This window comes from Aestuariimicrobium sp. G57 (assembly GCF_050110855.1).
Taxonomy (GTDB): Bacteria; Actinomycetota; Actinomycetes; order Propionibacteriales; family Propionibacteriaceae; genus Aestuariimicrobium.
In genome coordinates this window covers 869,505-882,373 of the sequence record NZ_JBNINW010000001.1, presented here as the reverse complement: position 1 = coordinate 882,373, position 12,869 = coordinate 869,505, and the positions used below count along the sequence as shown (strand labels likewise).

At 69.5% G+C, this 12,869-nt stretch carries 9 protein-coding genes; 5 read left to right on the top strand and 4 right to left on the bottom strand.

What is annotated here, in order from left to right:
* Together ACQCX5_RS04040 and ACQCX5_RS04035 are read left to right on the top strand one after the other, a co-directional pair.
* On the top strand, positions 1 to 936 hold a 936-nt coding region (locus ACQCX5_RS04040), incomplete at its 5' end, for an HNH endonuclease signature motif containing protein (protein ID WP_434540683.1).
* Positions 937 to 1,070: 134 nt separating this feature from the next.
* Positions 1,071 to 1,328: a hypothetical protein gene (locus ACQCX5_RS04035; RefSeq protein WP_434540682.1), complete on the top strand. Its 258-nt coding sequence runs from the start codon at positions 1,071 to 1,073 to the stop codon at positions 1,326 to 1,328.
* A gap of 3 nt (positions 1,329 to 1,331) precedes the next feature.
* On the opposite strand, the gene ACQCX5_RS04030 is transcribed toward ACQCX5_RS04035, so the two are convergent.
* The gene (locus tag ACQCX5_RS04030; protein ID WP_434540681.1) at positions 1,332 to 2,210 is read right to left on the bottom strand and encodes a DUF2510 domain-containing protein; all 879 of its coding nucleotides are present in this window, start codon (positions 2,208 to 2,210) and stop codon (positions 1,332 to 1,334) included.
* Positions 2,211 to 2,317: 107 nt separating this feature from the next.
* Here ACQCX5_RS04030 and ACQCX5_RS04025 point away from each other — a divergent pair, with 107 nt between their 5' ends.
* Together ACQCX5_RS04025 and ACQCX5_RS04020 are read left to right on the top strand one after the other, a co-directional pair.
* Positions 2,318 to 3,619: a glutamine synthetase family protein gene (locus ACQCX5_RS04025; RefSeq protein WP_434540733.1), complete on the top strand. Its 1,302-nt coding sequence runs from the start codon at positions 2,318 to 2,320 to the stop codon at positions 3,617 to 3,619.
* Positions 3,616 to 4,623 carry a hydroxyacid dehydrogenase gene (locus tag ACQCX5_RS04020; protein WP_434540680.1) on the top strand — a complete coding sequence of 336 codons (1,008 nt, stop codon included), beginning with the start codon at positions 3,616 to 3,618 and terminating at the stop codon, positions 4,621 to 4,623. The genes ACQCX5_RS04025 and ACQCX5_RS04020 overlap by 4 nt, the downstream gene beginning before the upstream one ends.
* Before the next feature lie 11 nt (positions 4,624 to 4,634).
* Here ACQCX5_RS04020 and ACQCX5_RS04015 read toward each other — a convergent pair whose 3' ends face one another.
* On the bottom strand, positions 4,635 to 5,405 hold the full coding sequence (locus tag ACQCX5_RS04015) for a sterol carrier family protein (RefSeq protein ID WP_434540732.1): 771 nt from the start codon (positions 5,403 to 5,405) through the stop codon (positions 4,635 to 4,637).
* A gap of 88 nt (positions 5,406 to 5,493) precedes the next feature.
* Between ACQCX5_RS04015 and ACQCX5_RS04010 the strand changes: the two genes are divergently transcribed.
* Entirely contained in the window at positions 5,494 to 8,445 is a 2,952-nt protein-coding gene (locus ACQCX5_RS04010) for a bifunctional [glutamine synthetase] adenylyltransferase/[glutamine synthetase]-adenylyl-L-tyrosine phosphorylase (protein ID WP_434540679.1), read from the top strand.
* On the opposite strand, the gene ACQCX5_RS04005 is transcribed toward ACQCX5_RS04010, so the two are convergent.
* The gene (locus tag ACQCX5_RS04005) at positions 8,442 to 9,653 is read right to left on the bottom strand and encodes a glycoside hydrolase 5 family protein (RefSeq protein WP_434540731.1); all 1,212 of its coding nucleotides are present in this window, start codon (positions 9,651 to 9,653) and stop codon (positions 8,442 to 8,444) included. The two genes, ACQCX5_RS04010 and ACQCX5_RS04005, sit on opposite strands and share 4 nt — an antisense overlap.
* Positions 9,650 to 12,856 carry a GH92 family glycosyl hydrolase gene (locus ACQCX5_RS04000; protein ID WP_434540678.1) on the bottom strand — a complete coding sequence of 1,069 codons (3,207 nt, stop codon included), beginning with the start codon at positions 12,854 to 12,856 and terminating at the stop codon, positions 9,650 to 9,652. Before ACQCX5_RS04000 ends, ACQCX5_RS04005 begins: the two co-directional genes overlap by 4 nt.
* Positions 12,857 to 12,869: the final 13 nt, after the last annotated feature.

Genomic DNA, 12,869 nt, shown 5'->3' with positions numbered 1-12,869 from the left:
GTCAAAGAGCTGCTGCACGACCCCAACCAGCCACCACCGGACGAGACCCTGGCGAGACGGCGGGTGGACATCAACACCCGCGGCGTCGACGGCTCCGGGGCCGGGGTCGCCGACGTCTCCGCGACGATTGATACGGCGGATGCGATCTTCCTCGACGCCCAACTGAACCGGCTCGCCGAAATCCTCGCGATGGGTGGCAACCGCGAGTCCCAGCAGGTCCGCCGGGCCCAAGCGCTCGGCCTGCTCGCCACCCCAGCGCGGGCGTTGCAGCTGCTGCAGGCCGCCCTCACCGATGAGCTGCCCGGCGAGGCTGACGGGTTCAACCCGGACTGCCCCGCACAGGGCCAGCGCGGTCACACCTGCGGCACCATCACTGTTGACCCCGACCAGCTACTGCCCCGCACGGAACTGGTCGTGCATCTGACCGACAGCACCCTGCACACCGGTGAAGGGCTGGTGAAGGTCGAGAAGGCCGGCTCCCTGCTCGCCGGCTGGGTCAAACACCTCACCGGCAACACCCGCATCAGCGTCCGGCCGGTGCTGAACCCGGAAGAGCTCGCACCGACCGACGCCTACCACGTGCCGGCCCGGATGCGGGAATGGGTCCGGCTGCGCAACCCCCGCGAAGCCTTCCCGTTCTCCAAGAAACCCTCACGAGGGCTCGACCTCGACCACACCATCCCCTGGACACCACCCCAACCCGGCCAACAACCCCTGACCAGGCCCGACAACCTCGCCCCACTCTCCCGAAAGGTGCACCGCGCCAAAACCCACGGCGGCTGGCGCCTATCCCAACCCTCCCCAGGCACCTACCTCTGGAAATCACCCCTCGGCTTCGGCTACCTCGTCACCCCCAGCCACACCTGGCTCGTCGAGGACCCCACCGGACAGATCCTGCCCCGCCCCGAACGCGGGGAAGACACCCTGGCCAGCTGAGACGCGCCGCGCCGCACCCGCCGCACCCGGCGGGCCACCGGCATGCCATAACGCCTGCCCCGCCCGGCTGCCCGGCGGTAGCGTGGCGTCCATGGCCCAGCCAGGCCAGGCACCAGCCCACCCAAGGAGGACACATGGCCGAGGACCATTCCGGCGAGTGGTACTACTGCCTCATCCACAAGACCGTTGAGCCCTACGACGGTTGCAAGGCCGGCGACCGGCTCGGGCCCTACCGCAGCCAGGCCGAGGCCGCCCAGGCGCTCGAACACGCCGCCGAGCGCAATGAGGACTGGGACAACGACCCCCGCTTCAATGACCCCGACGAGGACGACGACAACAACGACGAAAAGGACGAGGACGAGGGCAGCGGTTGGGGCCCGTTCAAGAGCTGAGTCTCACGCCCGCACCCTCAACCCCGCCGTGGCGGTGTTGATCAACTGGTTGCGCTGCTCGTCACCGATCGGCGCCATGCCGCAATAGACGGCCAGCTGGCCCTCGCGACCGACGTCAAGCACGATGATCGTCAGCACGTCGCCCTCGATCATGTCCGGACGGGGTGCGACACGAATCTCGCTGACGATCTTCCAGCCCTGCTTGCCATCGATCGTGACGGCCTGACTGCTCACGTCGTGGCGCCCGGTGAACCCGTTGTAATAGAACGAACTGGCCATGCACTGCAGCAACTGGTCCGCGGCGCGCGGCGCGGTGGGGAAGGTGTCCTTGTCGAGTTGGCCGACCACGGCGATCGCGATCCAGCTGTCGGTGACCTCATCGCGCTGGCCGGCGCGATTGCTGGCCCAGTCGAGCCCCCAGCCGAACCCGTTCTGCCAGCCAGGAACCTTCGGGTAGGCAAGACCGCCACCGGCATACCAGCCGCCCTGCGGCTGACCGGGGTTCAGGTCGAGCGTGTCGGGCGGGCACGACGTGGGCCGGTCACCGGGTGTGCTGGCCTGTGACGACGGGGTCTCGGGCGGGGAGGGGGTGGAGGTTTCGTCCCAGGCGCTGACGGTCGGCGTCGAACGGTTGGTGTCCTCGGGGGTGTTCGGACGACCGGACGGGCGCATGAGGAACCACACCACCAGGGCCAGCGCCACCACCGCCACCACGACCATCAGGACGACGCGTCCACCACCACCGCTCTGCCCGGAACCGCCACCATCGCCGTCATCGCCGCCGGACTGCTGGCGCACGCGCGTCGTCCACTGGGAGCCGTCGAACCATCGCACTCGCCCCGGAACACCTGCGGGGTCGGGGTACCAGCCCGCGTCAGCCATGCTTCATTCTATGAGCGCCGTGTTTCCGCGTGCCTGTAACCCACTCGAAACACTCGCAGGGCAAGATGTGAACCATGGATCGTCAGACAGAGTTCGTCCTGCGCTCAATGGAGGAGCGTGACGTCCGATTCGTCCGACTCTGGTTCACCGACGTGCAGGGGTTCCTGAAGTCAGTGGCCATCGCCCCCGCTGAGGTCGAAGGGGCCTTTGCCGAGGGTGTGGGCTTCGACGGGTCGGCCATCGAGGGTTACGCGCGTGTCTACGAGTCCGACATGGTGGCGCGGCCTGATGCCAGCACGTTCCAACTGCTGCCGTGGCGCCAGCAGAAGCGGGGCACCGCCCGCATGTTCTGCGACATCACGCTGCCTGATGGATCACCGAGCTTCGCCGACCCCCGTGGCGTGCTGAAGCGTGCGCTCGGCAAAGCCGCCGACATGGGCTTCACGTTCTACACCCATCCCGAGATCGAGTTCTTCCTGCTCGAACCCCAGGCCCGCGGCGCCGCGCCGGTGCCGCTCGACTACGGCGGCTATTTCGACCACACCACGCTGGGGCAGGGCACTGACTTTCGCCGCGATGCGATCGAGATGCTCGAGACCATGGGCATCTCGGTCGAGTACAGCCACCACGAAGGTGCACCGGGCCAGCACGAGATCGACCTGCGCTATGCCGACGCGCTGACGATGGCCGACAACATCATGACCTTCCGCGTCGTGATCAAAGAGGTCGCCGTCGGCAAGGGCATCCAGGCCTCGTTCATGCCCAAGCCGTTCACTGAATACGCCGGCTCGGGCATGCACACCCACGTCTCGCTGTTCGAGGGCGACACCAACGCGTTCTATGACGCCACCCACGAGGCGCGACTGTCGGCCGTGGGTCGCCATTTCGTCGCCGGGGTGTTGCGCCACGCCCGTGAGATCAGCGCGGTGACCAACCAGTGGGTCAACTCCTACAAACGCCTGGTCGAGGGCGGCGAGGCCCCGGCCTACGTCTGCTGGGGGCGCAACAACCGCTCGGCGCTCGTGCGGGTGCCGATGTTCGGCATCGACAAGTCGTCCTCGGCGCGCGTCGAGATCAGGTCGCTCGACTCGGCGGCCAACCCCTACCTCGCCTATGCCGTGATCCTGCGCGCGGGCCTGGCCGGTATCGAGGGTGAGTACGAACTGCCCGACGAGGCTGACAACGACGTGTGGGCGCTGAGCTCACGCCAGCGTGCGGCCATGGGCATCGAGGCCCTGCCCCGCAGCCTCGACGAGGCGATCCACGCCATGGAGAACTCCGAACTGGTGGCCGACACCCTCGGTGAGCACCTGTTCGGCCACTTCCTTGCCAACAAGCGCGCCGAGTTCAACGAGTACCGCACCCAGGTCACCCCGTTCGAGCTGCAGCGCTACCTGCCGATCCTGTGAAGCACGTGCTCGTCTGCCTTGACGACGAGATCTTCGATGCCTTCCTGACACCGCGCGTGTTGGCCCGGCTCGCATCGCGCGCGACGGTGACCCGTGCGGGTGCCGCCGACTGGACGACCCACGCCGGGCTCGCCGATGCCGATGTCGTGGTGACCGGCTGGGGCAGCGCCCGGCTGACCGCCGACGTGCTCGCGCGGGCGCCACGGCTGCGCGGCCTGGTACACACGGGCGGCTCGGTGCGCGGCGTTGTCGACCCTGCCGCCCTGGCCCGACCGGGGTTCGTGGTGTCGAGCCAGGTCAACGCCAACGCGGCCCCCGTGGCGGCGCATGCCGCGGCGTCGATCATCTTTGCGATGCGTGGGGTGTTCGACCTGCGCGACGATTACCGCCGTCGGCGCGGGGCCAGCGACGAGCCGTGGCTGGCCACGATCACCGACCGCCGTCGCGGTCTGGCCGGCCGCACCCTGGGCATCGTGTCGGCCTCACGCATCGGGCGCCAGGTGATGGAACTGCTGCGGCCCTGGCCGCTGAACCTGCTCGTGTACGACCCGTACGCCGACGCCGCTGACATCGACCACCTCGGCGCGACCCTGGTGCCCGACCTGGCCGAGCTTGCCGGCCGCAGCGATGTGCTCAGCATCCACACGCCGCTGCTTCCCGAGACCAGGGGACTGGTCAGCCGCGACGTGCTGGCAGCCATGCGCGACGGTGCCACCGTGATCAACACGGCCCGGGGTGCCGTGGTGGACGAGCCGGCGCTGGTCGCCGAGCTGGTCAGCGGGCGGCTGTCGGCCGTGCTCGACGTCACCGACCCTGAGCCACCCGCGCCGGACTCGCCACTGTGGGACCTCGACAATGTCTTTCTGACCCCACACATCGCAGGCTCGCTGGGCACCGAGCTCGAGGTGCTGGGCGCCCAGGCCGTCGACGAGGCGCTGCGGGTGTTGCAGGGTGAACCGCTGCTGCACGAGGTGAGCCCCGACGCCCTGGCCCGCGAGGCCTGAGGCAGCCAGGCTCAGCGCATCAGGTTGATGACCGGCAGCATGCGCGCCACCGCCCCGGCATGGGCGCCGCTGGCGCTCACCGTGTGCCGGGCCAGTTCGCCGCCGTATTCTCGCAGGCCGGTTGCCAGCGCCACGAACGTCACGGCATCGGTCTCGACCACATTGGGCGGGGTGCCGCGGGTGTGCTGCGGACCCTCACCGAACGCCCCCAGTTGCACCGCCACCGCCGGGGGCACCCGTAGTTCGATGGCCCCACCGGGATGCCGTGCCGTCAGCACCGTCGCCAGGGCGCGCGCCGACTCGGACGCCGCCACGGGCAGCACCTCGCAGCGGAAACGCAGGCCGAGCGCCACCGCCTCGACCAGGGCGCCACGCAGGTAGTCGACGAACCGCACCGTGCCGAACAGCGATTCCACAATGGCCGGCACTGGTTGGGTCAGCAGCCGGGCGCGCAGGTCAATGAGCAGGCGCCGGGCCTGGGGCATGAGCAGGTCGGCCGTGTCATGGCCGATCACTGAACGGATCACGTCGCGGATGGCCTTCTCGGCATGGTGACGATCGGCCAGGTGGTCGGACAGCGAACCCGGGCGGGTGTTCGAGGGGCAGTCGACGGTCTGCAGCGCATCTGTCAGCAGGAACAGCACCTGGCCGCATTGCTCCCGGGCGGTCGAGGCCGGGAGTTGGGCGCTGCCGAGCCGGGTCGCGTCCGGGATCACGGCCGCGATCTGGTCGATGAACGCCGTCGCGACCCTGCGCAGGGTCTGGTCACTCGCGGCCGCCATGATCGTCACCCCCATGACTCTAGACATCGATGCTTGCCAGCCCGTGAAGAGCGGGTTACAGGCAGGTAGACATCCTAGAGTTGTCACCATGTCCGAGAACAGCGCCAGCCGCGGTGACCTCGTGCGTCGTGGCTTCATGCACCCCGCTGCCGCGAGTGCCCACCTCGCGCTGCTGGCCGAGGCTGGACTGGGCGAACCATGGGATGACCCGTCGACCTGGGTCGAGGCCAGCGCCGGGGCCGCGGATCCAGACCATGCCCTCGAGGTGGTCGCGGCGCTCGCAGGCACCGCGCGCGAGCGGCTGCGCGAACTGCTCGACACCCCGGGTGCCGCCGCACGCCTGGTCGCGGTCGCCGGGGCCAGCCAGCCGCTCGGCCAGCACCTGATCCGCCATCCCGAAGACCTCGCGCTGCTGGCCACCCCCTATCGCCGGCGTCACCGCGATGAGTTGGTCGCCGAAGTGCTCGACAGCATCGGCGCCAATGCCCCGGCCGGTCCCGTCCCGCAGGCACCCGATGAACTGCGGCTGGCCAACAAACGCGCCCTGGTGCGCATCGCCGCCCACGACCTGACCGCCCGCGAGCCCGACCGGGCGCTTGACACGGTGATGGCCGAGCTGAGTGACCTGGCCGACGCCATCATGACCGGCGCCTTCGCGATCGCCTGCAGCCAGGTGCCCGACCACGCCCGGACGCGCCTGGCCGTGATCGCCATGGGCAAATGTGGGGCCCGTGAGCTCAACTACATCAGCGACATCGACGTCATCTTCATGGCCGAGCCGGCCGACGGCGACACCACCCCCGAACAGGCCGTCGCGATCGCCACCAAGCTGGCAGCCGCCATGATGCGGGCCTGCTCGGCGCACACCCCGACGGGCACGATCTGGCAGGTCGACGCGGCGCTGCGCCCTGAGGGCAACGCGGGCCAACTGGTGCGCACCACGGCGGGCATGAAGGCGTACTACGAGCGCTGGGCCTCGAACTGGGAGTTCCAGGCACTGCTCAAGGCTCGGCCGATGGCCGGTGACCTCGCACTGGGGCAACAGTTCGTCGACCTGGTCGCGCCGATGGTCTGGCAGGTCTCTGAGCGGGACGGCTTCATGGCCCAGACACAGGCCATGCGCAAGCGGGTCGTCGACCACATCCCACCCAAGCAGGCCGCACGTGAAATCAAGCTCGGCGTCGGCGGGTTGCGCGATACCGAGTTCACCGTGCAAATGCTGCAACTGGTGCACGGCAAGGCCGATGACCGGCTGCACCTGCGCGGCACCATCGAGTCGCTGCATGCGCTCAAGGACGCCACCTATGTCGGCCGCGCCGACGCCACCGAGATGGAACAGGCCTACCGATTCCAACGGCTGCTCGAGCACCGGGTGCAGTTGCACAAGCTGCGCCGCACCCACCTGATGCCCGACGACCCGGATGGGCTGCGCATCCTGGCCAGGGGGGTGGGGCTGCGCACGGGTGAGGAGGTCCATGACAAGTGGCGGGCCTCGGCCAGGGCGGTGCAGCGGTTGCACCAGCGCGTGTTCTATTCGCCGTTGCTCGAGACTGTCGCCCAGATCCCGACGGCCGACGTGAAGTTGACCCCCGAGGCCGCCGAGGCGCGGCTGAAAGCCCTCGGGTTCGCCGACCCGCAGGCCGCGATGCGCCACATCCAGGCGCTGACCACCGGTGTCACCCGGGCCTCCGACATCCAGCGCCAACTCATGCCCGCCATGCTCGGCTGGTTCGCCGAGGCCCCGAACCCCGATGCCGGACTGCTCGCCTTCCGCCAGATCTCCGAGGCGCTCAAGTCGTCCCCGTGGTACTTGCGGGCGCTGCGCGACGAGGGGCAGATGGCTTCGACGCTGGCGCACATCCTGTCGTCATCGCGGTATGCGGTTGACCTGCTCAAGCGCAATCCGGAGTCGGTCGAAATGCTGGCCAAACCGGTCGAGCTCACCCGCGACCCCGAGCGGCTGCACACCGCCATGCACTCGGTCGTCAGCCGCCACCAGCAGAGCCAGGAGGCGATCGATGCGGTGCGCGCCATCAGGCGGCGCGAACTGTTCCGCGTCGCTGTCGCCGACCTGACCAACCGCGCCGACCTCACCGCGGTGGGCCATGGCCTCACCGACCTGGCCTCGGCGACGATCTGTGCCGCGCTCGAGGTGGCCCACCGTGAGGTGCCCGATGCACCGCCCGTCGGGGTGGTCTCGATGGGCCGCTGGGGTGGGCAGGAGACGGCGTATTCGTCGGACTGCGATGCCATGTTCATCATCGACGACACCGACGACCCCGAGGCGGTCCACAAGGCCACCCAGGTCGTCACCAAGGTGCGCAAATGGCTGAACGCGCCTGGCCCCGACCCTGCGCTCGAGATCGACACCGACCTGCGCCCCGAGGGCAAGGACGGCGCGATGGTGCGCACCCTGGGTTCGTACCGCGCCTACTACGACCGGTGGTCGGCCACCTGGGAGGCGCAGGCCCTGATCCGCGCCGGCTACGGGGCCGGCCCGGTCGAGCTCGTCACCGCGTTGCTGACGTCCATCGACCCGATCCGCTACCCGGCCGAGGGCCTGGCGAAGGGGCAGCTGACCGAGATCCGCAAACTCAAGGCCCGCATGGAACGCGAACGCATGCCCCGCGGCGTCGACCCGAAACGGCATGTGAAGCTCGGCCCGGGGGGCCTGGTCGACATTGAATGGACGATCCAGCTGCTGCAACTGCAACATGGCGCCCGCATTCCGGGGCTGCGCACCACCAGCACCCTTGCAGCCCTTGCGGCCGCCGACGAGGCCGAACTGCTCACGGCGAGCCAGCACGAGGCGCTGCGCGAGGCATGGCTGCTCGCCAGCCGCATTCGCAATGCGAACATGCTCAGCCGGGCCCGGGCCTCTGACGCCTTTCCCTCGGACGCCCGCGAGCGCGGCAACGTGGCGCACCTGCTGGGGCGCCAACCGGGCCGGATCGGGAAGCTGCTCGATGACTGGATGAAGGCCTCACGCCGGGCAGAACACGTGGTCAACACGGTGTTCTGGGGTGGCGAGACAGGCTAGTCGAGCAGTTCGCTGATGCCGCGCCGGTCGAGCAGGTTGGCATTCTCGGCCTGGTCGGCCATCACCATCGCGGGGAACGTGCCGTCCTCGGCCAACTCGCACCACCGGCGGAACAGTGCCCCGCCCGGTGCCGTCACCGAGCGCCCGACCCCGGTCTTGCGGTCGGCATGCACGACCATCGCCGGCCGCTCGTCGATGTGCGCCCTGGGTGCGGCATCGATGACCTCGGCCAGGGCCAGGGCTTCCGGTTTGGGCTCGCCGTCCTGGGTGAACAGCCCCAGGCTGTATTCGAGTTCGGGGAAGTCGGCCAGGTCACGGCTGACGTCATGGCTGCACCACCACGTGATGGCCGTGACCTGGGGCATGCCCGCCACGGCCGCGATGGTCTCGCGCAGAAATCCTGCGGCCGCCTCGTCGCTCGTCCACGGCCGGGGGGCACCGACCTCCTGCAACCAGATGCGTCGTTCGGGGGCCGGCGACCAGGCTGCCGCCACTTCGCACAGGTAGCGGGCGAACCAGCCCAGGTGCGGGTGGTTGGCGCCGAGCAACGGCGCCGCCTGCACAAAGGTCCATGAATGCACTGTGGTCGCCTGGCCCCAGATGGTGGCCTGCCGGGGTGTGAACGGCAGCCCGTCGTCGAACCACAGCGAGTCGTCGAAGCTGTGGTGGTGCTGCCCCCGCGGCCAGGTGGTGTGCAGTTCGGCGAACATCGTGCGCAGCCACGCCTCGGTGTGGCCCCGCGACGCCGTCGAGGCGTGCGGGTGGTCGGCGCGGGCGAACTGGGTGAACTCGTTGCCCAGCGTCAGCCCACTGACGTGCGGTTCGTCGCGCAGTGCGAGGGCGAGTTCGTGGACGAGCATGCGCTGGCCCTCGATGGCCCGCGGGTCGGTGAACATGTCGGTGGCATGCCACGACGTCAGCCAGCTGGGCACGAAGTCATAGCTCGACAGGTGCCCGTTCAACACGTCGACGCTGACCCGCAGTCCTTGCTCGCCGGCCACCCGGGCCACCGCGACCACATCATCGATCGCGCGGCTGCGGATGAGGGTGCGGTTCGGCTGCAGCAGCGGCCACAGGGGAAAGATGCGCACGTGGTCGAGCCCCAGCGACCGGATCTGCGCAAAGTCCTCACGCACCTCGTCGAGGTCCAGGTCGAGCCAGCTGTGGAACCAACCCCGCCGAGGGGTGTAGTTGACGCCGTACTTCATGCCCACGCTTCAACCTGCAGCAGTGCGGTCACGGTGGTGGGGACGATGCGCAGTCCCGTGATCCGGCCCGCGCCGCCGCCCTCGAACAACAGGTGGGCCAGCGTCTGGTTCGCCCAGATCGCAGGGCGGGGTTGGGCATGGGCGGGGTACCAGTGGCCGTCGAGGCCGCGGAACTCCACCACCGCCGGCACCGCGTCGACGGCCGGGCTGGTGAGCGTGTACACCGAGGCGGTCACCGGCCCGGGCCAGGTGAACTCGGCCGCCTCGCCCGCCGCGAGCGTCACCCGTTCGGTGCCCAGGTCGTCCGCCAATGCGGGGTGGCTGGCCGTGGCGGTGCTGGTCAGGTCTGGGTGCCAGGTGCCGTCCGGCACGATGCTGCTGAGCGAGAAGGGACGCGTCGCGCCGGCCCAGCCGGACGGCTGCGGGCCGAGTTCGACCTGGATGGTGACATCGCCCTGCAAGCGCTCGACCGGCACGGTGACCCGGTGCCACGGTTCGCCGTTGATGGTCACCGACTGGATGTAGCGGTGCTCGACATGCCCGGCCCGCACCTCGATGGTGGTCTCGTCGTCGCGACGGAACGCGAACCGCTCGAACAGCGGTGCCGTGATGACCAGTTCGCCCGAGCCGACGGCCAGCGGGTACAGGCCCGCAGCCGCGAGCAACCACCACGCTGACATCTCGCCGTTGTCCTCGTCGCCGGGGTAGCCCTGGCCGATGCCCGAGCCGGTGAAGCCACGCTCGAGGATCTCGCGGGTGAACCACTGGGTGCGGTGGTGCTGGCCCGTGTGGGTCCACATGAACGGCATGTGGTGGGCCGGCTGGTTGCTCATGCCGAACTGGCCCATGCGCAGGGCGCGGGCCTCGAGCATCTCGTGGATCGCCCCGCCGTAGAACAACGCGTTCGACAGCGACGCCGTCTCGGGGGTGGCGGCTGCCTGGTCGAGCTTGTCGGCCAACGCCTGCTCGCCGCCCATCAGCGCCGCGAGCCCGGCGCCGTCGAAGGGGGCGTGGAAGGCCATGCCCCACGCGTTCGTCTCGGTGTAGTCGCGGCCCCAGCGCAGCGGGTCGAAGTCGTCGCCGTCGCGGAACCCGCCATCGGGGGTGCGTGGCCGCAGGAACCCGATGGCCGGGTCGAACAACTGCTGGTAACCCATGGCACGGCGGGCGAAATAGACCGTATTGGCGCGGAACTCGTCAGTGCGGGCAGGGTCGGTGCCGCGCTCTGCCAGCCGCGCGCTCCACAGGGCCAGTGCGGCGTCGGAGTTGGCATTGTCCATCGACCAGCTGAACCCCTCGGGGGTGTCGGAGTCGATGTAGCCGACGAACCGGCCGCGGGCGATGCCCTTGCGCCCGACCTCGTCGTGGGACGAGGGGGTGGTGGCGTTGCGCAATGCCGAGTCATACCCCGCCAGCTCGTTGAACGTGATGCCGTGGGCACTGGCATCGGCGAACACGGCATCAGAGCTGGTGCCGACCATGATGTCGCAGTAGCCGGGGGCCGACCAGCGTGCCATCCAGCCACCGTCCAGGTACTGCTGCACGATGCCGTCGAGCAGGGCCTGCGAGCGGCGCGGCGTGAACAGGTGGTAGGCGGGCCAGCAGGTGCGGAACGTGTCCCAGAACCCGTTGTTGACCAGCAACTGGCCATGGACGACCTGCGCCCCGGTCGAATGGCGCTGGTGGTCGCCGACCGCCGGCTTGAACGGCGAGGCATAGACCCATTCGGGGTCGGCCGCGGTGATGGCGGCGTTCTCGTCGTGCTGGTTGGGCCACGAATACAGCCGGGCCAGGTTGGAATAGGCGCTGACCCGCTGGTCGTGGGTGCCGCCGGTGATCTCGAGCCGGTCGAGCAGGCCGCGCCACGTCCTGGCCGCGAGGTCGCGCACCTGGTCGAAGCTGCCCTCGCCGATCTCGAGCCGCAGGTTGTGGCGCGCCTGGCGGGTGCTGATCTGGCTCATTCCGACGACCACCTCGAGCGTGCTGCCCTCGAGCAGCTGCACCGCCCCCGACTGGTCACGGTCGACCTTGACCCGCAACCACTTCGGCCAGTTGCGCGTGATGGCCCGGCCCAGGTTGGTGGGCAGTTCGGGGATGCCCTCACGGCTGGTGACGTCGATGACCTGCACGGGCTGGCGGGTCTCGCCATAGACGTAGCCGGCCAGCGGCTCGACCTTCTCGTCCCAGTCGACCAGCCAGTCCTTGGGCGGGTCGATCATGCCGCTGAAGCTGAGCCTGCCGTCCTGCAGCTGGCTCAGCGTCAACTCGCCGGTGCCGGGCATGTCGAACACCACCCCGGCCTGCGGCGAATCGGCGTCCAGGAAGTCGAACCGGAAGAAGCCGCAGTGACTGGTCGGCGCCATCTCGGCCACCACGCCGTCGTCGAGGCGCACCCGGTAGTGGTGCGGCCGGTCGAACTCGTCGGCGTGACTGAACCGGCGCTCCCGGGCCAGCGGGTCGACCGTGGCGGTGCCCGTCCAGGGCATCAGCTGGAAGGCCAGCCGGTCGGCCATCCACGGGCTGGGGCAGTGGCTGATCGCCAACGCCTGCAGCGTGGGGCGGGGGTCGGCATCGCCCGGTCGGCCCGCCCAACTGTAGAACCAGCGGTGCGACCGGGCATCGGTGACCGGGGTGAGGAAGTTGAACCCGTGCGGCACGTTGGTCATCGGGTAGGTGTTGCCGCGGCTGATGGCATCACCGGAATGCTGGTGGCTGCCGCGGCTGGTCCGCACCAGGTTGAGCGGTGCCGTGTGCGGGTCGGGGGCCGGCACAGGGCCGACGAGCTGCAGGTGGCCGGAGCCCCGCAGGTCGCCGCCGGGTGAGGTCAGCACAATGTCGACGGTCCTGCCGACTAACCGGGTGAGGTTCAGGTCGACCTGGTTCCACTGGTCGGTGACCCAGACCCCGGGCTCGCCCGCTGCGACGGGCCAGTGGTGCTGGTCGACGAGCTGGTGTTCGACCTGGTCATCGGTGATGGCCGACAGGCCGATGAACGCGCTCGAGTGGTCAGGGCCCTCGTCCGGGGTGCGCAGTTCGGGGAACAGTACCAACCGGTAGATGGGGGCTTCGGGGCGGACGGTCAGGTGCGCGTCCAGCACGGATCGTCCGGGGCCGGTGAAGTCGTATCGCAAGAGCGGGCCCTGCGGCAGCAGCGGGCGGCGGTCGTCGCTGGCGGTGACACTGAGGGGGGCGGCGGCGCTCATGGGGCCAGTCTAT